The sequence below is a fragment of the Pelodictyon luteolum DSM 273 genome (assembly GCF_000012485.1).
GTDB classification, from domain to species: domain Bacteria; phylum Bacteroidota; class Chlorobiia; order Chlorobiales; family Chlorobiaceae; genus Chlorobium; species Chlorobium luteolum.
Map to the genome: position 1 here is coordinate 472,590 of NC_007512.1, position 18,292 is coordinate 490,881.

Annotated in this window: 19 protein-coding genes; 14 read left to right on the forward strand and 5 right to left on the reverse strand. The window is 57.8% G+C overall.

The features are described 5' to 3' along the window. The first annotated feature begins 33 nt into the window (after window positions 1-33). Window positions 34-2,430 carry a DNA translocase FtsK gene (locus PLUT_RS02065; protein WP_275245707.1) on the forward strand — a complete coding sequence of 799 codons (2,397 nt, stop codon included), beginning with the start codon at window positions 34-36 and terminating at the stop codon, window positions 2,428-2,430. Between the two features lie 85 nt (window positions 2,431-2,515). On the opposite strand, the gene PLUT_RS02070 is transcribed toward PLUT_RS02065, so the two are convergent. From PLUT_RS02070 to der, 3 genes are all read right to left on the reverse strand, one after another. After that, complete coding sequence (locus PLUT_RS02070; protein ID WP_041463992.1) at window positions 2,516-2,776, reverse strand: NifU family protein; 261 nt, start codon at window positions 2,774-2,776, stop codon at window positions 2,516-2,518. Between the two features lie 87 nt (window positions 2,777-2,863). Beyond that, complete coding sequence (locus PLUT_RS02075) at window positions 2,864-4,051, reverse strand: Mrp/NBP35 family ATP-binding protein (protein ID WP_011357162.1); 1,188 nt, start codon at window positions 4,049-4,051, stop codon at window positions 2,864-2,866. 33 nt (window positions 4,052-4,084) lie between these two features. Next, window positions 4,085-5,395 carry a ribosome biogenesis GTPase Der gene (der, locus tag PLUT_RS02080; protein ID WP_011357163.1) on the reverse strand — a complete coding sequence of 437 codons (1,311 nt, stop codon included), beginning with the start codon at window positions 5,393-5,395 and terminating at the stop codon, window positions 4,085-4,087. A 143-nt stretch (window positions 5,396-5,538) separates the two neighbouring features. Here der and rplM point away from each other — a divergent pair, with 143 nt between their 5' ends. From rplM to pyrH, 5 genes are all read left to right on the forward strand, one after another. Further along, complete coding sequence (rplM, locus tag PLUT_RS02085) at window positions 5,539-5,988, forward strand: 50S ribosomal protein L13 (protein WP_011357164.1); 450 nt, start codon at window positions 5,539-5,541, stop codon at window positions 5,986-5,988. Between the two features lie 18 nt (window positions 5,989-6,006). Then, window positions 6,007-6,396, forward strand: coding sequence for a 30S ribosomal protein S9 (gene rpsI, locus PLUT_RS02090; RefSeq protein ID WP_011357165.1), 390 nt, complete (start codon window positions 6,007-6,009; stop codon window positions 6,394-6,396). Window positions 6,397-6,555: 159 nt separating this feature from the next. Continuing rightward, window positions 6,556-7,317 carry a 30S ribosomal protein S2 gene (gene rpsB / locus PLUT_RS02095; protein ID WP_011357166.1) on the forward strand — a complete coding sequence of 254 codons (762 nt, stop codon included), beginning with the start codon at window positions 6,556-6,558 and terminating at the stop codon, window positions 7,315-7,317. A 38-nt stretch (window positions 7,318-7,355) separates the two neighbouring features. After that, on the forward strand, window positions 7,356-8,222 hold the full coding sequence (gene tsf / locus PLUT_RS02100; protein WP_011357167.1) for a translation elongation factor Ts: 867 nt from the start codon (window positions 7,356-7,358) through the stop codon (window positions 8,220-8,222). 118 nt (window positions 8,223-8,340) lie between these two features. Then, complete coding sequence (gene pyrH, locus PLUT_RS02105; protein ID WP_011357168.1) at window positions 8,341-9,048, forward strand: UMP kinase; 708 nt, start codon at window positions 8,341-8,343, stop codon at window positions 9,046-9,048. Here pyrH and recX read toward each other — a convergent pair. Together recX and PLUT_RS02115 are read right to left on the reverse strand one after the other, a co-directional pair. Continuing rightward, complete coding sequence (recX, locus tag PLUT_RS02110) at window positions 9,045-9,581, reverse strand: recombination regulator RecX (protein WP_011357169.1); 537 nt, start codon at window positions 9,579-9,581, stop codon at window positions 9,045-9,047. The genes pyrH and recX overlap by 4 nt on opposite strands. Further along, the gene (locus PLUT_RS02115) at window positions 9,571-10,971 is read right to left on the reverse strand and encodes a B12-binding domain-containing radical SAM protein (protein WP_011357170.1); all 1,401 of its coding nucleotides are present in this window, start codon (window positions 10,969-10,971) and stop codon (window positions 9,571-9,573) included. Before PLUT_RS02115 ends, recX begins: the two co-directional genes overlap by 11 nt. Window positions 10,972-11,239: 268 nt before the next feature. Here PLUT_RS02115 and bchF point away from each other — a divergent pair, with 268 nt between their 5' ends. The 8 genes from bchF (at window position 11,240) to PLUT_RS02155 (ending at window position 18,290) form a co-directional block, all read left to right on the forward strand. Continuing rightward, window positions 11,240-11,710 (forward strand): 2-vinyl bacteriochlorophyllide hydratase, encoded by a 471-nt coding sequence (bchF, locus tag PLUT_RS02120; protein ID WP_011357171.1) that lies wholly within the window; start codon window positions 11,240-11,242, stop codon window positions 11,708-11,710. An 8-nt stretch (window positions 11,711-11,718) separates the two neighbouring features. Continuing rightward, window positions 11,719-11,940: a hypothetical protein gene (locus PLUT_RS02125; protein ID WP_041463995.1), complete on the forward strand. Its 222-nt coding sequence runs from the start codon at window positions 11,719-11,721 to the stop codon at window positions 11,938-11,940. A 39-nt stretch (window positions 11,941-11,979) separates the two neighbouring features. Further along, complete coding sequence (locus tag PLUT_RS02130) at window positions 11,980-14,085, forward strand: bifunctional aldolase/short-chain dehydrogenase (RefSeq protein WP_011357173.1); 2,106 nt, start codon at window positions 11,980-11,982, stop codon at window positions 14,083-14,085. Between the two features lie 48 nt (window positions 14,086-14,133). Further along, window positions 14,134-15,015: a 3-hydroxy-5-phosphonooxypentane-2,4-dione thiolase gene (gene lsrF / locus PLUT_RS02135; RefSeq protein WP_011357174.1), complete on the forward strand. Its 882-nt coding sequence runs from the start codon at window positions 14,134-14,136 to the stop codon at window positions 15,013-15,015. Between the two features lie 92 nt (window positions 15,016-15,107). Continuing rightward, window positions 15,108-16,409, forward strand: a complete 1,302-nt coding sequence (locus PLUT_RS02140; RefSeq protein WP_041463742.1) for a RuBisCO large subunit C-terminal-like domain-containing protein — start codon at window positions 15,108-15,110, stop codon at window positions 16,407-16,409. 17 nt (window positions 16,410-16,426) lie between these two features. After that, entirely contained in the window at window positions 16,427-17,251 is an 825-nt protein-coding gene (locus PLUT_RS02145; protein ID WP_011357176.1) for an SDR family NAD(P)-dependent oxidoreductase, read from the forward strand. Window positions 17,252-17,268: 17 nt separating this feature from the next. Continuing rightward, window positions 17,269-17,769: an LptE family protein gene (locus tag PLUT_RS02150; protein ID WP_011357177.1), complete on the forward strand. Its 501-nt coding sequence runs from the start codon at window positions 17,269-17,271 to the stop codon at window positions 17,767-17,769. Between the two features lie 74 nt (window positions 17,770-17,843). Then, window positions 17,844-18,290 (forward strand): HEPN domain-containing protein, encoded by a 447-nt coding sequence (locus PLUT_RS02155; protein WP_011357178.1) that lies wholly within the window; start codon window positions 17,844-17,846, stop codon window positions 18,288-18,290. Window positions 18,291-18,292 lie beyond the last annotated feature (2 nt).

The following is an 18,292-nucleotide window of genomic DNA, read 5'->3' on the forward strand; positions in this document are numbered from 1 at the left end:
AGGGTTAAACCAGTCAACCACAGAAACTCAAGGGTGAAGAGGAAAAAGGACAACAGCGCGGATACCGGGAAAACCTCGGGGCACGGGGCTCTTAAACGGGAGATCGGAGGGATTGTCCTGATGCTTTCCGCCCTTTTCCTTGCCGGTTCGACCATCACCTTCCATCCCGGTGACCAGGCGGTCTATATCCAGTTGCCTTGGTATGACATTTTGGGCCCTGCAGCACGTGATGCTGTAGCCCACATCCAGACCCCCTTCGGGTTGCTTGGCGCAAGGGTGGGCTCCTTTTTCGTCCGCTCTTTCCTTGGCTTCCCCTCGCTGCTGCTCTTTTCAGCAGTTTTCTACTGGGGCCTGTCGCTGTTCCGTTCAAAAAGCCTGAAGTCGGCCCTGATCTTTTTCCTGTACAGCGTGCTGATGTCGCTGGATCTGGCGGCAATGGGAGGGCTGACACCGTTCGCATTCAGCGACCTTCTGGCAGGATATGTCGGCAGGATGCTTGCCGAGATGTTCTCTACATTGCTTGGCGCAACGGGAGCGTGGGCGCTTTTGCTGGCTATTGCTGCTGTCCCGTCGTTCTATCTCGGCCGCACCATGTTCTCGCGTGTCTCGGCTGGTGTCGCTCCGGCCGCGGCTTTGCCCTCCCGTCTGTTTTCACGGATCGGGAACGTGTTCCGGGCTCTCGGTAAAAAAAAAAATGAACCCGCTGCCGTACCGGCGGCCATAGCAAGGCCCGCTGAGGCTTCCGTAGTTCCTCCCCCCGCACCAGAACGCCTCGAGGGCAACGCCCATTTACCCTATAGTACGCCTGCTCTCTTCTCTTCTCCCTCCGGCGTAAGTCGGGATGACGGTGTGGAGCTTGTCGTTCAGCAGGCCACCCATGAAACGGAGGCCGATCTTGATGATCGAAAGCTTAAGGTAAAGACGAAAGATCGCGACACTTACCGCATACCCTCCATCGACCTGCTTGAAAAGGGGCCGGAGGGCGATGGAGTGATTGATGAGGTGCATCTGGCCGAAAGCAAGCGCCGCCTGCTTGAAAAACTTTCCATCTACAAGATCGAGGTAAAGAGGATACAGGCGACGGTGGGGCCGAGGGTAACGCTGTTTGAGATGGAACTTGCTCCCGATGTGAAGGTCAGCCGGGTGACGGCGCTGGAAAACGATCTTGCCATGGCCCTGGCCGCCAGAGGCATCCGCATCATCGCGCCGATTCCCGGCAAGAACGCCGTCGGCGTCGAAATCCCCAACAGCCGCCCAGAGACCGTCATGCTCCGCAGCGTGCTGCAGGTCGAGAAGTTCAAGAACAGCCCCTACACTCTGCCGATCGTGCTTGGCAAGACCATCTCCAACGAGGTCTATATCGATGACTTGACTGCCATGCCGCACCTGCTTATCGCCGGTTCAACCGGTTCGGGCAAGTCGGTCGGCATCAACGTCATCCTCTCAAGCCTCCTCTACTCCTGTACCCCCGACAAGGTAAAGTTCGTCTTGATTGATCCGAAGCGGGTCGAGCTGTTTCACTACCAGCATTTAAAAAACCACTTCCTCCTTCGCTTCCCCGGCTTCGACGAACAGATCGTCACGGAGCCGCAGAAAGCGGTCTACGCCCTGAAGTGCGTTGAGAAGGAGATGGAGCTCCGCTACATACGCCTCGAGCAGGCCGGAGTGCGCAACATCGGGGACTTTAACCGCTCAAACCCCATTGATGCGATGTACTACATCGTCGTGGTCATCGACGAGCTCGCCGATCTCATGATCACCGCGGGCCGTGATGTCGAGGAGCCTATCACGCGCCTTGCCCAGCTGGCCCGCGCGGTGGGCATCCACCTGATCGTCGCGACCCAGCGTCCTTCGGTCGACATCATCACCGGCATCATCAAGGCGAACTTCCCCTCCCGCATCGCCTTCCAGGTGGCAAGCAAGGTGGACTCGAGAACCATCCTTGACGGGTCCGGTGCCGAACAGCTTCTGGGCGACGGCGACATGCTCTACCAGCCGTCTTCACTCCCGAAGGCCATCCGCCTCCAGGGGCCATATGTCTCGGCCAAAGAGGTCGAGGCAGTGACGCGCTATATCGGAAGCCAGCATGCCCTGACGGACGTCCATGACGTTCTTCTGCCGAAGGGTGAGATGCGGAAACGGGGAAGCTCTGAGAATGGTGCCCCACAGTCTTTTGGTGCAGAAGATGAGGAGCGGGACCCGGCGTTCGACGAGGCAGCAAGGCTTGTCGTGATGAGCCAGCAGGGCAGCACTTCACTGCTCCAGCGGCGGCTCCGGCTCGGCTTCAGCCGTGCGGGAAGGGTTATGGACCAGCTGGAGAAAGAGGGGATCGTCGGGCCGCAGGATGGAAGCCGTGCACGCGATGTGCTCATTGCCGACCTGAGTGAACTTGAAGTGAGGCTGAATGCGCCTCCAGAAGAGGACTATTAGGAGAGGGGAGCAGAGGCTTTTCCTGTCAAACCGGCTCCCGGACCTCAGCGGGCCCGGGTCGATTTCTCTCCTTGCGGTCAGCCGCTTAGACTGATTCCACGCGGACGATTTCCGGAATGGCTTTCTTGATGGCCTGCTCGACGCCCGCCCGAAGGGTCAGGGTGCTCATGGGGCAGCTGCCGCATGCTCCAAGCAGTTTCACATCCACAACCATATCCTTGGTGATGCCGACAAGCTGGCAGTCCCCGCCGTCAACCTGGAGGTAGGGGCGTACGGTTTCAAGTGCGGCGATCACACGGTCGTAGAGTGCATCGCTGTTAGGCAGGTAGTCTTTGCTTGTGCTCATGGCATACATCTTTTAGTAATTGGAAATACAGGTGAACCTCCTCGGAGGAACAGGGTAATATCTACCCCGGTTCTCAAAAAAACAACTCTAAACCGTTTCATCGTTCCCGCATCCGCATCCGCTGCCGCAACCGGTGTTCTCGTCCCTCGATGAGGCGTTGGTGATGGATATCCTGCGGGCGGTTTCCATGGCGGTTGCCTTCAGAGCTTTGGCTGATGTGGAGTTGGGTTTACCTATGACATAGGGCACGCCGCTGTCGCTTCCTTCTCCCACGCCGCGTTCAATCGGAATGGCACCGAGGAATGAGAGTCCCTGGGCTTTGGCGAAGCGCTCACCGCCTTTCTGGCCGAAGATGTAGTCTCTTGAACCGTCCGGCAGCTCGTACCAGCTCATGTTCTCCACAAGGCCGAGGATGGGGACATTGACCTTGTGGAACATGCTGACTGCTTTGGATACATCGGCAAGTGCTACATCCTGCGGGGTGGTGACGATGAGGGCGCCGGTGACGGGGACGGTCTGCACGAGTGTCAGCTGAATATCTCCGGTTCCGGGAGGAAGGTCGAAGACCAGATAGTCGAGCTCGCCCCAGTCGACGTCGGTGATGAACTGTTTGATGGCGCTGGAAGCCATGGGCCCGCGCCAGATGACGGCGGTGTCGGTTTCGATGAGGAAGCCGATCGACATCAGCTTTACTCCGTATTTTTCAAGCGGCTGTATTTTTTTGCCGGACATTTCAGGCTTCTCCGAGTGGAGCCCGAACATGGTGGGAATGCTTGGTCCATAGAGGTCGGCATCGATGAGTCCGACCTTCGCACCGCTTTCTGCAAGGCTGACGGCAAGGTTGACGGCGATGGTCGATTTGCCAACGCCGCCCTTTCCAGATGCGACGGCGATGATGTTCTTCACGCCCTGGAGCGGCTGGTCATGCCCGCCGCACTGCCCGCTTGAGCACTGGTGACCGTTTTCATGGCTGTGCCCGTCTCCGGGCTGGTGGCCGTGGCTGCAGCTGGAAGCGGAGGTCACCGTTGCCTCCATGCTTACCTTAACCGTTCCGACTCCGGGTACAGCGGCCTTTACCGCTTTGACGCAGGCCGTTTTTATCTCTTCTTTCAGGGGGCATGCCGGTGTGGTGAGCACCACGCTGAACGACACATCGCCGGCATCGCTGACGGCTACGTCGCGGATCATGCCGAGTGTTACAAGGTCTTTTTTGAGGTCGGGTTCCTGCACGGTTGAGAGTGCATGGAGAATCTGCTGCTGGTCTATTGCGGGCATGGCTATTTCCGGTGGGTTAAATGATTGCGGCGTTCACTTCTGCATGAAGCGAAGTGAGATTGTGACGCCCTCTAAACTGAACTTCTCTCGCAGCTTGTTTTCAAGGAATTTCCTGAAATTGGTCTGGACAAGCTCCGGATTATTGCAGAAAAATGCAAATACCGGCCACGGCGCCTCGATCTGGGTCATGTACTTGATCTTCAGCTCCTTGCCTGTCCGGGTGGAGGGGTGGTTTGCGGCAAGCGCCTCTTCGAGGAAACGGTTGAGGGCACTTGTGCTGATTTTCCTCGAGCGGTTCTGGCTGATCTCTTTTGCGGTGTCGATGGCGCGGTAGAGGTTCTTTTTCGTGAGGGCCGAGGTGAAGATGACGGGAATGTATGAGAGGTTCCCCATGTGCGAGCGGAGGCTCTCTTCGTACTGTTTGCTCGTCTTTGAGTCCTTTTCGACGAGATCCCACTTGTTGACGAGGAGGAGGACGCCGCGTTTGCGCTCGGCGGCGATGTTGATGATCTTCAGGTCCTGCTTCTCGATGCCCGGCGTGGCGTCGAGCATGACGATGGCCACTTCACAGCGCTCGATGGCACGTTCGCTGCGCAGCGAGCTGTAATATTCAATGCCGGCGCTGATCTTGGTCCGCTTGCGCAGGCCTGCCGTATCGATCAGCATGAACTCCTGCTGTTTGCGGGTGAAACGGGTGTCGATGGCGTCGCGCGTGGTGCCGGGAATGCTGGATACGATCTGGCGGTTGCTGCCGAGGAGGGCATTGACGAAGCTGGATTTGCCGACATTCGGGCGGCCGATGACGGCAAGCCTTATCGCACCGTCCTCTTCCGGGGGGCCATCGGACTCGGGGAAGGTGAGGAGGATCTCGTCGAGCAGGTCGGCTACGCCGCTGCCGTCACGTGCCGATATAGCCCAGGGCTCGGTAAACCCTGTGCTGACGAATGAAGCCGCCTCGATGGCGAGCTGCGGCGACTCCGCCTTGTTGACTGCAAGGAAGATCGGCTTATCGGAAAAGTCCCTTTTAAGGATCTTCGCGAGTTCAAGGTCGTCGTAGGAGACGCCAGAGCGCACATCGGCGAGAAAAATGATGATGTCGGCGTCCTGGATGGCCATCATGGTCTGTTCGAGCATGGCCGTGCTGATGACGCCGTCCTCAGGAGCGTACCCGCCGGTATCCATCAGGCGGAACTCGCGGCCCTGCCAGTGCCCTTCTGCGATGTGGCGGTCGCGGGTGACTCCGGGCGTGGGGTCGACGATTGCGGCCTTCTCTCGGAGGATTCGGTTGAAGAGGGTTGATTTGCCGACATTGGGTCGGCCGACCAGAGCGATTAAAGGCTTCATCTAGGGCGTGCTGCTAAGGGTTCGTCCCCCCCGGAGTTCCTGTGAAAAGGAGAACGGTATAATTTGTAGAATTAAGTGAAATAATTTACATTGATAAACTTTATTTTTCGGAAAAGTCCTGTTAAAACCATTGTACACACAGCATGAGCAAGACGCTAAGTTTTAAAACATATTCGGCGAAGCCTGCCGATGTCGAACGGAAGTGGTATGTCATAGATGCCGAAGGCCAGGTTCTGGGCAGGATGGCGGCTGAAATCGCCAGAGTTCTCAGGGGCAAACACAAACCCCAGTTCACGCCGCACGTCGATACCGGTGACTTCATCGTGGTCACCAATGCAGAGAAAGTCGCTCTCAGCGGAAACAAAGAGAATCTGAAGACCTACTTCTCTCACTCGCACTACCCGGGTGGCGTCAGGGTCGACTCCGTGAAAGACCTGCTCCGCAAGAAGCCGGAAAAGATCATCGAGCACGCCGTATGGGGCATGCTTCCGCACAACAATCTCGGCCGCCAGCTCTTCAGGAAACTGAAGGTCTACGCAGGCACTCAGCATCCGCATGAGGCCCAGGCTCCGACTGAAATGAAAATACACTAAACAATAAAGCGAGAGGGAATGAAAGAGGTTATCGATACCGTTGGACGCCGCAAAACCTCCGTTGCACGGGTTTTCATGACTCCGGGCAAGGGCAGGGTCATCATCAACAAGCTGCCGGTCGAAGAATATTTCAGGGACGAGGTCAAGCGTCTGCATGCACTCCGTCCGCTGGTGCTTACCGAGAAGACTGAAGACTTCGATATCAAGGTCAACGTGAAAGGCGGCGGACTCAGCGGCCAGTCGGGAGCTGTCAGCCTCGGCATTGCCCGTGCCCTCACCGAGTTCGACGAAGCTGCCCGTGCTGTCCTGAAGCAGGAACGCCTCCTCACCAGGGATCCCCGCATGGTGGAGCGCAAGAAGTTCGGCCGCAAAAAAGCGCGCAAGAGCTTCCAGTTCTCCAAACGTTGATATTTCCAGATCACTTTTTTCCGTACAACATCCCACATACCGCGCCGTTCCGGGGGCCTTCCCCGGATGGAGCATTCCGGCAGTGTCCGGCGCTGTTGCGCCGGGTTCCGGCATACGGGCAGCGGTAGAGGCAACAACTAAACACAAGGACACGACACAATGTCACACTTTCAGCTTGAAGAGATGCTCCGCGCAGGAGTCCACTTCGGTCACCTCGCCCGCCGCTGGTGCCCGAAAATGAAGCCGTATATCTTCATGGAGAAGAACGGCGTCCACATCATCGACCTTCAGAAGACCCTCGTTCTCGCCGATGACGCCCTCAACGCCCTCGACGCCATTGCCCAGACCGGCAGGGAGATCATGTTCGTCGGCACCAAGAAGCAGGCCAAGCAGATCATCGCAGCCGAGGCCACGCGCGCCGGCATGCCTTTCGTCTGTGAGCGCTGGCTCGGCGGCATGCTCACCAACTTCTCCACCATCCGCCAGAGCATCAGGCGCATGAACTCCATCGAGCGGATGGAGACGGACGGTACCTTCGATATGATCACCAAGAAAGAGCGTCTCATGCTTGCCCGCGAGCGTGAGAAACTCATGCGGATCCTCGGCGGTATCGCCACGATGACCCGTCTGCCTGCAGCGCTCTTCATCGTCGATATTAAAAAAGAGCACATTGCCATCAAGGAGGCCCGTTCGCTCGGCATCCCGATTTTCGCTATGGTCGACACCAACTGTGACCCCGAGCAGGTTGACTACGTCATCCCTGCCAACGACGATGCAATCCGTTCCATCCAGCTTATGGTGAAAGCCGTAGCTGACACCGTTGTCAACGCCCGTGCCATGAAAGTCGAGCAGGAAGTGCTTGCTGAAATGGATGCACCGGAAGTGGACGCGGCCGAGGACGCAGCGCAGAGCGCAGAGTAATAAGCACAACAAGAATTACAAGACAACAGCCTAGAGACATGAGCCAGATTTCAGCAAAAGATGTAAAGGACCTCCGCGATACGACAGGTATCGGCATGATGGACTGCAAAAAGGCCCTTGAAGAGACCGGCGGCGACATGGAGAAGGCCATCGAATACCTTCGCAAGAAAGGAGCCGCTCTTGCCGCCAAGCGTGCAGAGAAGGATGCCAGCGAAGGCATGATCTGCATCAGGGTGTCGGCTGACCGCAAGTCGGGCGTGATCCTCGAGCTCAACTGCGAGACCGATTTCGTAGCCCGCGGAGAGGTGTTCACCGGCTTTGCCGGAGCGCTCGGCGACCTTGCCCTTGAGAACCGCACTGTTTCAACCGATGCACTCCTGAAGCTCCGGATGGCGGATGCGATGGGCGGCGAACTCGTCGACGATGCCATCAAGACCATGACAGGAAAGCTTGGAGAGAAGATCGACCTCAAGCGTCTCTTTTTCTTTGACGCTGCTGACGGTCTCGTCGAGTCCTATGTTCACCCCGGAGCCCAGCTCGGAGCCATCATTCATTTGGCGACCGACAAGCCCGAAGCAGTTGCGCCCCTTGCCAAGGACCTCGCCATGCAGGTTGCAGCGGCAGCACCGATTGAAGTTGATCGTTCCGCCGTGCCGCAGGAGCTGATTGCCAAGGAATCCGAGATCTATCGCCAGCAGGCGCTCGGTCAGGGCAAGAAAGAGGAGTTCGTTGACAAGATCGTTCTCGGCCGTCTCGACAAGTACTACCAGGAGGTGGTGCTCCTTGAACAGTCTTTCATCAAGTCGAATAACATGAAAGTGTCTGCCGTGCTTGATGAGTTCCGCAAGCTGCTGCAGGCCGCAGTGGATGTAAAGGAATTTGTCCGCTATCAGCTCGGCGAATGAATCAGGAAAAAGCCTCGGTATCGGGGCTTTTTTTTTGAGCGTTTTTTTTGTGCAGATTTAAAGGTGTCGGCTTTCTTCAGGGTACCCCTCTTAACTACTTTCCCGGAGGATAATGACTATGCAATACAGGCGCATCCTGTTGAAACTGAGCGGCGAGGCTCTTGCGGGCAAAGACGGATACGGCATCAATGCCGAAATGCTTGAGCGTTTCGCCGAAGAGGTGAAAGAAGCCCGAGACATGGGGGCCGAGATTGCTCTGGTCATCGGCGGCGGCAACATCTTCCGCGGTGTGTCCGATGCCGCAAAAAACATGGACAGGGTGCAGGCCGACTACATGGGTATGCTTGCCACAGTAATCAACTCTATTGCTTTCCAGGACGCACTTGAACGACTCGGGGTTTATACCCGGCTGCAGACTGCAATCAAGATGGAACAGATGGCTGAGCCGTTCATCCGCCGCCGTGCAATCCGACACCTTGAAAAGGGGAGGGTCGTGATTTTCGGTGCCGGAACCGGCAACCCCTACTTCACCACCGATACGGCTGCCTCGCTTCGGGCCATTGAGATCGAAGCCGATGTCATCGTCAAGGGCACCCGCGTTGACGGAGTCTACGATTCCGATCCGGAAACCAACCCCTCTGCGGAATTCTTTCCGAAAATCTCCTATCTCGACGTCATCCGCAAGAACCTCCGGGTGATGGATATGACGGCCATTACGCTCTGCAGGGAGAATACGCTGCCGATCGTGGTGATGAACATGAACGAGAAAGGGAATCTCTCAAGGCTGATCCGCGGCGAGCATGTCGGCTCGCTCGTTCACGCCTAGACTTCTTCTTCATTGTCCGGAAGGGGGCTTCGGCCCCCGCTACCGGGCATGAGTACCTGCAGTGTCTCCCGGATCTCCTCCCACATGAACCCCCTTCCCTGCAGGAACCGCACCAGTTTCTCCTTCTCCCTCACCCCCGGTGAGCTCCCAAGTGCTCGCATCTTTTTTTTTGCTGCTTCCAGACACGGCGCGGAAGTGTCGTGACTCTTGAGCAGCACGTCGATGATGGCGTCACTGATGCCTCGTTTGCGGAGTTCCATCCTGAGCTTCATCCGCCCGGCCTGTTTCATGCGGCTGCGACTTCTGAGGAACTCTTCGGCAAACGCACGGTCGTCAATGAGCTTCAGCTCCTTGAGCCGCTCAATCGCACCTGCGATGTGCGCGCCCTCAAATCCTTTTTTCTTGAGTTTCGTCTCAAGTTCCATCTGGCTGTGACTGCGGAGCCCGAGGAGTTTGAATGCGTGGGCCGAGGCGAGGCTCTGGGAACTTTCCAGTGCGGCCTGTCCCCGTGGAGCATTCCTCCTACTGTACATTCTGGAGACTTTCGGGGGTAACGTTGTGTGTTGCCTCGAAGGCATTGAGCTCCGAGTTGAGGTGGTGGCGGAAGGCGAGGTTTGTGATGAGGTTGATCACTTTTTTCGGGTTGTGCCAGATCCTGCCGATGATATGGCGCCATGAGTAGATGGCGGCGTAGCTGGAGAGCACCTTGTACTGGAACAGCACGGGGTCGTAGCGCTCGGACTTGATGACGAGGTGCAGGGCGTTGTATTTCTCCCAGTCCTCGATGGTGATGAGTCCGTCGCGCTTGTAGTCCAGATACATCTGCGTTCCCGGGTAGGGGGTGATGATCTGGAAGATGGGCATGAAGATGTGGTTTTTCTCGACAAACCGGACCAGTTCGTCGATATCCTCGAAAGTGTCGATAGCGGGGTTGAAGAGAAAGTTGCCCTGGATGTTCAGTCCCGCTCTGCGGCAGTCCTCAATGATTTTAGAATACTTCTCGGCTGAGTTGACGTGCCCTTTGTTGTATGCCTCCAGAGTGCTCTGCTTGATGGACTCAAGCCCGGCAAGCACGAAGTTGCAGCCTGCATCGACCAGCTTTTTGACGGTCTGCGGGTCTTCGAGAAAGTTGATGGAGAGAAAGACGCTGAATGTGATGTCGCACTCTTTGAGAAGGTCGAGGGCTTCCCAGAGCTTTTTCTGGTTGATGCCGAGGTTTTCATCGGTGAGCATGAACCAGGGCTTTTTGGAACTGCTGCTGGCTTTGAAAAAGTATTTCTTCGCCTCCTCGACCTGCGATTTCAGCGACTCGGCTTTCTGGGCGCGGTACTGTTTGCCGGTGAAATTGGGGGTTACGCAGAATGAGCAGTTGAACGGGCAGCCCCGGGTGACGTAGATCGGGATCGACTTGGTGCCGTCGACTTTCCCCCGCTTCGAGGAACGCGAGATGCGGGCGTAGTCTATCGGCACGATCTCCTTCACGGGAGGATATTGCTTGGAGTCATAGAGCGGTTTGAGTGCTCCGTTTCCGACATCGTCAATGAGCGATGCCCAGAGGTTGTCAGCCTCCCCGACGACGATGCTGTCAGCGTGGATTGCGGCTTCTTCGGGGTTGAACGAGATGTGCAGTCCACCGAGCACGACCTTCTTTCCATGGGCACGGAAGGTATCGGCTATCTCATAGGCACGGGTTGCCTCAAGGGTGCGCGAGGTGATGCCGACGAGGTCGTAGTCTCCGTCGTAGTCGATGGAGTCGTGGAAGTGCTCATCGACCATTTCGATGTCGTGCTGCGGGGGCGTGAGGCTCACGAGCACGGCAAGCGCCATGTGGAAGAGCGGTTTCTGGTTGCTGTCGTCGTCCATTTTCCCCTGGGGCGAGACCAGAAGGATCTTCAGGGGGCGGGTTGTGATTGTTGCTGGCATCTGGTCCTGTTGGGAATCTCAGCGTTGAAGAAACTGTGCGATATCCGGGGAAGCCGGTGCCGGATCTCCCCTCAGGATGCACCCTGACAGAGGATGGCTTGAACATTTAATTTAGGTGAATTTTCTAAAAAAAAAAGTGGGAGGGGGCTCTTGGAGCCGTAATTTATTTCCCCCTCTGGGAGGTATCGCCATTCTTTTTCCCTAGGGGGGATTTTGCTATATTCCTTGCTTTGAGTTTTGCCGCCACCAGTCACCACTCTATTATTTTATGCCTCGTTACACTCCGGAGCAGCTGGCCAAGAGGAACGCCTCGATATGGACCGACATACAGATCATTCTTGCGCCCATCCAGTTCATCATTTTCCTTACCGGCGTCTCGGTGACGGCGCTTTACCTCAACGGGATCATCACCTCTTTCTACTGGGTGAGCCTTGCAATCCTCTTCAAGACCCTCTTTTTTGCCCTGCTCTTCGTGACGGGGATGTTCTTCGAGAAAGAGATTTTCGACAAGTGGGTCTACTCGAAAGAGTTTCTCTGGGAGGACGTCGGCAGCACCATCGCTGCGGCATTCCATCTGCTCTACTTTGTCATGGCGTGGATGGGTTACCCCGAGGAAGTGCTGGTGTGGGAGGCGTTTCTGGCCTACTTCACCTACGTCATCAACGCCCTGCAGTATCTGGTGCGCATCATCCTTGAGAAGCACAACGAACGCAAACTCCGCATGGGCGGCCATATCTGATTATCATGATGCAATACAGTTTCACGAAGCTCTGGAACCTTACGTTTCTTTTTGTCGCGCCCTTCTGGTTCACCCTGGTCTGGATGATCTGGTCCTCGGGCCAGCTCGCAACGGACGCTGATCGGGCGGTCTTCGCCCTGTTCGTGGTGCCGGGGTTCCTCGTCATCTACCTTTCAGGTTTTCTCATTGAGGGCTGGCACAAAAAGAAAAAATCGCAGTCTGCCCGGTGAGGGGGCGCTGCCATCCACTTAAATTAAGCGGGAGTCTCCATGCAGAACCTCTGGAATGACAGCGATGTATTGAACCCGGCAGTCGGGCAGGAGATGCCCCGGGAGCTTTCGGAACTGGTTTACGCTTCCCGACTGCTCGGCCGTGAGAGCTCTCTGGTGATGCACGGCGGCGGGAATACCTCGGTCAAATCCCAGCTGCACGACTTCATCGGCAATGGGGTCAATGTGATTTTTATCAAGGGAAGCGGAGTCGATTTGGCCGACGTCCAGGCGCACGACTTCACCCCGGTACGCATCGACCCTCTCCAGAAACTCCAGCATCTCTACGCCACCGGTGAACGGAAGAGCGATGAGGATATCCAGAGGTTTTCAACCAGGGAGTTCAAGCATTTTCTCTATCTGAACCTGTTTCACCTGACCGACCACATGGTGAGCAACGCCCTCACTCCCTCGATCGAGACGCTGCTCCACGCGTTCCTTCCGCATCGCTTCATTTTTCATACCCACTCGCTCGCCTTTCTGACACTCTCGAACCAGCCGGAGGGAGAGAAGCTCTGCGGGGAGGTGCTCGGCGACGGGTTCGGTTCCGTGCCATATATCAAGCCCGGCCTTGGCCTGGCCCGCCATGCAGCAAAGGCTTTCGCGGCTGATCCGGCCATCCGGGGCCTGGCGTTGCACAAGCACGGCCTTGTCACCTTCGGCGACACCGCCCGCGAGGCCTATGACCGCATGATAGAGGCTGTCAGCGTCCTTGAATCAAGAATCGCCGCGAAGCCGCGGGGCGTGTTTCCAGCGGCGCCGCTTCCAGCATCCCTTCCTCCGGTTGAGGATGTCGCGCCAATCATCCGCGGTGCCTGCGTCGAGGAGAAAGAGCCGGGCACGAAGGACTATGACCAGTTCATTCTGGACTTCAGGAGCTCCGGCCGGGTCCTTGAATATGTCAACAGCAGGAATCTTTCGGAAATGAGCCGCAAGGGTGCGATGACCCCCGACTTCATCGTCCGGACAAAGAACCGTCCGCTTGTCCTTCCGGCTCCCGATGCCGTTGACATGGATGGATTCAAAACGGCGGTCCACGAGGCCGTCCGGCAGTACCGTGCGGACTACGAAGCATACTTTACGGAGCAGAAGGCCGCTTCCGGCAGCGAAGCCGGGATGCTCGACTCACTTCCTCGCGTCGCCCTCGTGCCGGGCATCGGCCTCTTCGGCCTCGGCCGGACGGCGAAGGCGGCCCGCGTCAACGCAGACATCGCCGCCGGCAGCGCCGCTGCCATCCTTGATGCCGAGTCGATTGGCACGTTCCGCTCGATTACCGACCGGGAGGCATTCGACATCGAGTACTGGGAAATGGAGCAGGCCAAGATGCAGAAAGTCCGCCATCTTGCGTTTGCCGGCAAGGTCGCCATGGTCACCGGCGGAGCCGGCGGCATAGGGCTTGCCACCGCGAAGGCGTTCAAACAGAAGGGCGCGGAAATCGTGCTGCTCGACCTCCATATGGATGCGCTCGAACGGGCGGCCGAAGAGCTCGGAGGAGACGTGCTCGCAATGGCGTGCGACGTCACCGACCGCAATGCGGTGCGTGCGGCTTTTCATGCGGCATGCCGCCGGTTCGGCGGTGTGGACATCATCGTCTCCAATGTGGGTGCCGCACTGCAGGGCCGCATCGGCGAGGTTCCCGACGAGGTGCTCCGCAAGAGTTTCGAGTTGAATTTCTTCTCCCATCAGTCGATCGCCCAGGAGGCGGTAAGGGTGATGAAGCTCCAGGGAACCGGCGGAGTCCTGCTCTTCAATGTCTCGAAGCAGGCGGTCAACCCGGGCCCCGATTTCGGCCCGTACGGCCTGCCGAAAGCTGCAACCATGTTTCTGGTCCGCCAATATGCGCTTGACCACGGCCGCGACGGCATCCGGGCCAACGGCATCAACGCCGACCGCATCCGCAGCGGCCTTCTCACGCCCGAGATGATCAAGGCTCGCTCGGCGGCCCGCGGGCTCAGTGAGCGGGAATACATGGCCGGCAACCTCCTCCAGCTGGAGGTAACGGCCGAGGATGTCGCCGAAGCGTTCGTCCATCTTGCGCTTGAAAAGCGCACCACCGGTTCGATTACGACGGTCGACGGAGGCAATATCGCAGCGGCGCTCCGCTGAACCCAGTTCCAGCACCACCATACCAACTGCAAACAGGAGACCACCATCATGGCTGAATACGATAAGGACAAGCAGGCCAAAGAGTATTACACCGACATTCCGGTGAACAACTACGGCTTTTTCCTCAAGGGTGCGCACTCGCTCGACTGGGGCATGAAAAACCGCCTGTCGCGCATTTTCCGTCCCGATACCGGCAAGACCGTGATGTTCGCCATCGACCACGGCTACTTCCAGGGCCCGACCACCGGCCTTGAGCGTCCTGACGTCAACATCGTTCCCCTGATGCCGCATGCCGATGCCATCATGCTTACCCGCGGGATTCTGCGCACAACCGTGCCCCCGTCCCTTACGAAGGCAGTCGTCATGCGCTGCAGCGGCGGACCGAGCATCCTGAAGGAGCTTTCCGACGAGGAGCTGGCTGTAGACATTGAGGACGCCATCCGCATGAACGTTGCCTGCATCACCCTGCAGGTCTTCATCGGCGGCGAGTACGAGACCCGCTCCATCAAGAACATGACCCGGCTCGTCGACATGGGCCTGCGCTACGGCATCCCCACGATGGCGGTCACCGCCGTCGGCAAGGACATGGTCCGCGACGCCAAGTACTTCCGGCTCGCCACCCGCATTTGCGCCGAACTCGGCGCTCAGGTTGTCAAGACCTACTATGTCGAGGAGGACTTTGATACCATTGTCGCCTCCTGCCCGGTGCCTATCGTCATGGCCGGCGGCAAGAAGCTGCCCGAAAAGGATGCCCTCGCCATGTCGTACCGTGCCATTCAGGAAGGCGCTTCCGGCGTGGACATGGGTCGCAACATCTTCCAGAGCGACTATCCGCTTGCTATGATGAAGTCGGTCAACCGGGTTGTGCATGAGGGGCTCACTCCCGACGAGGCATTCGAATACTTCAACTCGATCAAAGGCGAGGGCTGAGCCTTTTTGCCTCTTGGCTGCGCGGGGCTGATGCCCCGGCATTTTTTTAACGGGAACCCCCGGGGATGCGAGAGGGGGATGAAGCTTTGCTAATGAATACTGATGACATCAGGGGCTTTTTCGCCTCCAGAGAGCAGCTCGACATGGCTGATTACCTGACGCTCGAGTACTATGTCGAGTGTGTGGGGGACATCGAAACGGCGCTCGCTCATTTCTGCAGCGAGCAGTCGACTGCTCAGTGGCGCAGGGTGGGCCATGACGAGGATTTCCGGCCGAGGTTCGGGGCCAAGGTCATCGGACTCCAAATCGAAGGTGAGCTCGAGCAGCTGAGCTATCCCGTCCAGCATTCAGAAACGGGGCCCATCCATGCATGCCGGGTCACCATTGCCCATCCCCACCGCAATTTCGGCCCGAAACTGCCTAACCTGCTTACCGCGGTCTGCGGGGAAGGGGTGTTCTTCACTCCCGGTATCCCGGTGGTGAAACTGCTTGACATCACGTTTCCCGAACCCTATCTCAACGCGTTTGATGGACCGAAGTTCGGCATTGAGGGGATCCGCGACCTTCTGAAGGCTTATGACCGACCGATCTTTTTCGGCGTCGTCAAGCCGAACATCGGGCTCAGCCCGGCACATTTCGCCGAGATTGCCATGGAGAGCTGGCTCGGGGGGCTTGACATCGCCAAGGACGACGAGATGCTTGCCGATGTCGAATGGTCGACCCTTGCCGAGCGTTCACGTGAGCTCGGACTTGCCCGCATAAGGGCCGAGAAGGAGACTGGCGAGCCGAAAGTCTATCTGGCCAACATAACTGACGAGGTCGGTTCCCTGAAGGAGCAGCACGATGTGGCGGTCCGTAACGGCGCCAATGCGCTGCTCATCAACGCCCTTCCCGTGGGACTCAGCGCCGTGCGCATGCTGGCCGCCTACACCAAGGTTCCGCTGATCGGTCATTTTCCCTTCATCGCGGCCTTCAGCAGGATGGAGAAGTACGGCATCCACTCGCGGGTGATGACCAAGCTGCAGCGGCTTGCGGGTCTTGATTCCATCATCATGCCCGGCTTCGGCAGCCGGATGATGACGCCCGAAGAGGAGGTGAAGGAGAACATCGCCGAGTGCCTTCAGGACTTCGGACACATCCGTCGCTCCCTGCCGGTTCCCGGTGGCAGCGATTCCGCCCTTACGCTTGAAACCGTTTACCGGAAGGTCGGCAGCGTTGACTTCGGCTTTGTTCCCGGCCGCGGCATCTTCGGCCATCCCATGGGCCCGAAAGCCGGGGCGGCCAGCATCCGACAGGCCTGGGATGCCATTGAAAAGGGGGTGTCGCTTGAACGTTACGCTGAAGGCCATCCGGAACTTGGTGCCATGGTTGCCGGTGCCCGCCGGAGTCATTGATTTTTTAGGGGGGGCTGATGCAGAAGCTTGATGGCAGGGTCACGGTCATCACCGGATCGACAAAAGGAATCGGCAATGCCATTGCGCATGCGTTCGTCCGTGAGGGGGCTAAGGTTGTCATCACCTCTTCATCCGAGCCGAATGTCCGCCATGCTCTTGATGCTTTTCCTGAGGGTACGGCATTGGGTTTCCGCTGCGACGTCACCTCACCGGCGGAGGTGGAGCGCCTCCTGGAGGCTGCTGTAGAGCGTTTCGGCCGCATCGACTGCTTCATCAACAATGCGGGGATTTCCGATCCATTCCAGAGCCTTGCCGAAAGCGACCCCGATCTCTGGGGCCGCGTGATCGACACCAACATCAAGGGGACATACTACGCAAGCCGTGCCGCCATCCGCTATTTTCTCCAATTCAACCCGAACGGCAAGCTCATCAACATGGCAGGTTCGGGGACCGATCCTCAGTCGAACACCCCGTGGATAAGTGCCTATGGCTCCACCAAAGCCGCCATAGCCCGCTTCACCCGTTCGGTAGCCGCCGAATACAGGCACACCGGCATGTCAATCATGCTGCTCCATCCGGGCCTCGTGCGCACAGCGATGGTGAGTCCTTCTGAGCCTACTGCCGAACTGCTGAAACAGCTCCATACCTTCAATACGGTGCTTGATATCTTCGCCCAGCCACCCTCTGTTGCCGCCCGACTGGCCGTGAAGATGGCTTCGGAGTGGAGTGACGGCCGGACCGGGATATACCTTTCAGCCCTTGGCAACTGGAGAAAAAAAAGGTTGCTCCTGAGCTTTCCCTTCCGTAAAATGTTCAACAGGATTGATCGAAGAACTTATTAACCCGAAGGGACTGTGCCATGCTGAAGATCGCTGTCGCGAGGGTGCTTTTCCTCCCGCTTCTCTTCCTGCTCCTCTTCATCGGGGGGTGCTACAGCCTGACAGGCGGTTCCATACCGCCGCATCTCAAAACGGTTGCCGTTCCCGTATTTGCCGGCGGCAGCGAGTACAGGGCCGACCTTACCCGGGCGTTGAGCGGGAAGATCGAATCTGAAAGCAGTCTCCAGGTCGTCAATTCCATCGCCCGCGCCGACGCGCTCATCGAGGGAAGCATCACATCCTGGTCCGATACCGCCAACCAGCTCTCAGCCACTACCGAGCGCGCCGCCACCAACCGGATCACCATCGTCGTCCAGGTGAATATGGACGACAGGGTGGAGAAGCGGTCGGTGTTTGCAGAGCAGTTTGTCGGTTTTGCCGATTACACCACCGGTGATTACCTCGGCCAGCAGCGGGCTCTTCGTTCCTGCATGCAGCAGATCGTCGATGAGGCTTTTGACCGGATTGTATCCGGCTGGTAAAGGGGATTTTTTCAATTTCAATCAACGGGCCGGAGAGAGGGTGCATCATCACTCCTGCGGCCGGGGAGGATAGAATGGGTTTGCATGAAGATGTAGGTTACCGTCTCAATCTTGCCGGAGGGTTCCTGAAAGAGGCGGAACAGGATTTCGGGCTCAGCCGCTGGCGCTCATGCACCGCCGGCTCGGTGCTGGTCGTTGAAAACGCCGGCATTGCGGTGCTTATGCTCTTCGGCGTGTCACCTTCGACCCACAAGCCGGGCATGCACCTCTCGCAGCTGCTCTCGGAAGGAACCCTAGAGCGCAAGGCCGCCGAGCTGATCGAAGAGCTGCTTCCGATGTTCGAGCAGCATGACTCGCATGAAAAGATGCTGGCCAAGTACGGCGATGAGGCCGGATGCCGCCTTCCCTGGGAGATTTTCGGTGAGCCGGAGGCATCGGCTGCACTCGATGCCGCCCGGAAAGCCGTTCGGATCGCGAGTGACCTTGCAGCCATCGTGCTGCCAAAAGACATGAAGAAGTGATT

What these genes read in the sequence shown, in the direction of transcription:
- PLUT_RS02070 (WP_041463992.1), bottom strand. Translation starts at nt 2,776, where the DNA reads ATGAGCACAAGCAAAGACTACCTGCCTAACAGCGATGCACTCTACGAC.
- PLUT_RS02075 (WP_011357162.1), bottom strand. Translation starts at nt 4,051, where the DNA reads ATGCCCGCAATAGACCAGCAGCAGATTCTCCATGCACTCTCAACCGTG.
- der (WP_011357163.1), bottom strand. Translation starts at nt 5,395, where the DNA reads ATGAAGCCTTTAATCGCTCTGGTCGGCCGACCCAATGTCGGCAAATCA.
- rplM (WP_011357164.1), top strand. Translation starts at nt 5,539, where the DNA reads ATGAGCAAGACGCTAAGTTTTAAAACATATTCGGCGAAGCCTGCCGAT.
- rpsI (WP_011357165.1), top strand. Translation starts at nt 6,007, where the DNA reads ATGAAAGAGGTTATCGATACCGTTGGACGCCGCAAAACCTCCGTTGCA.
- rpsB (WP_011357166.1), top strand. Translation starts at nt 6,556, where the DNA reads ATGTCACACTTTCAGCTTGAAGAGATGCTCCGCGCAGGAGTCCACTTC.
- tsf (WP_011357167.1), top strand. Translation starts at nt 7,356, where the DNA reads ATGAGCCAGATTTCAGCAAAAGATGTAAAGGACCTCCGCGATACGACA.
- pyrH (WP_011357168.1), top strand. Translation starts at nt 8,341, where the DNA reads ATGCAATACAGGCGCATCCTGTTGAAACTGAGCGGCGAGGCTCTTGCG.
- recX (WP_011357169.1), bottom strand. Translation starts at nt 9,581, where the DNA reads ATGTACAGTAGGAGGAATGCTCCACGGGGACAGGCCGCACTGGAAAGT.
- PLUT_RS02115 (WP_011357170.1), bottom strand. Translation starts at nt 10,971, where the DNA reads ATGCCAGCAACAATCACAACCCGCCCCCTGAAGATCCTTCTGGTCTCG.
- bchF (WP_011357171.1), top strand. Translation starts at nt 11,240, where the DNA reads ATGCCTCGTTACACTCCGGAGCAGCTGGCCAAGAGGAACGCCTCGATA.
- PLUT_RS02125 (WP_041463995.1), top strand. Translation starts at nt 11,719, where the DNA reads ATGCAATACAGTTTCACGAAGCTCTGGAACCTTACGTTTCTTTTTGTC.
- PLUT_RS02130 (WP_011357173.1), top strand. Translation starts at nt 11,980, where the DNA reads ATGCAGAACCTCTGGAATGACAGCGATGTATTGAACCCGGCAGTCGGG.
- lsrF (WP_011357174.1), top strand. Translation starts at nt 14,134, where the DNA reads ATGGCTGAATACGATAAGGACAAGCAGGCCAAAGAGTATTACACCGAC.
- PLUT_RS02140 (WP_041463742.1), top strand. Translation starts at nt 15,108, where the DNA reads ATGAATACTGATGACATCAGGGGCTTTTTCGCCTCCAGAGAGCAGCTC.
- PLUT_RS02145 (WP_011357176.1), top strand. Translation starts at nt 16,427, where the DNA reads ATGCAGAAGCTTGATGGCAGGGTCACGGTCATCACCGGATCGACAAAA.
- PLUT_RS02150 (WP_011357177.1), top strand. Translation starts at nt 17,269, where the DNA reads ATGCTGAAGATCGCTGTCGCGAGGGTGCTTTTCCTCCCGCTTCTCTTC.
- PLUT_RS02155 (WP_011357178.1), top strand. Translation starts at nt 17,844, where the DNA reads ATGGGTTTGCATGAAGATGTAGGTTACCGTCTCAATCTTGCCGGAGGG.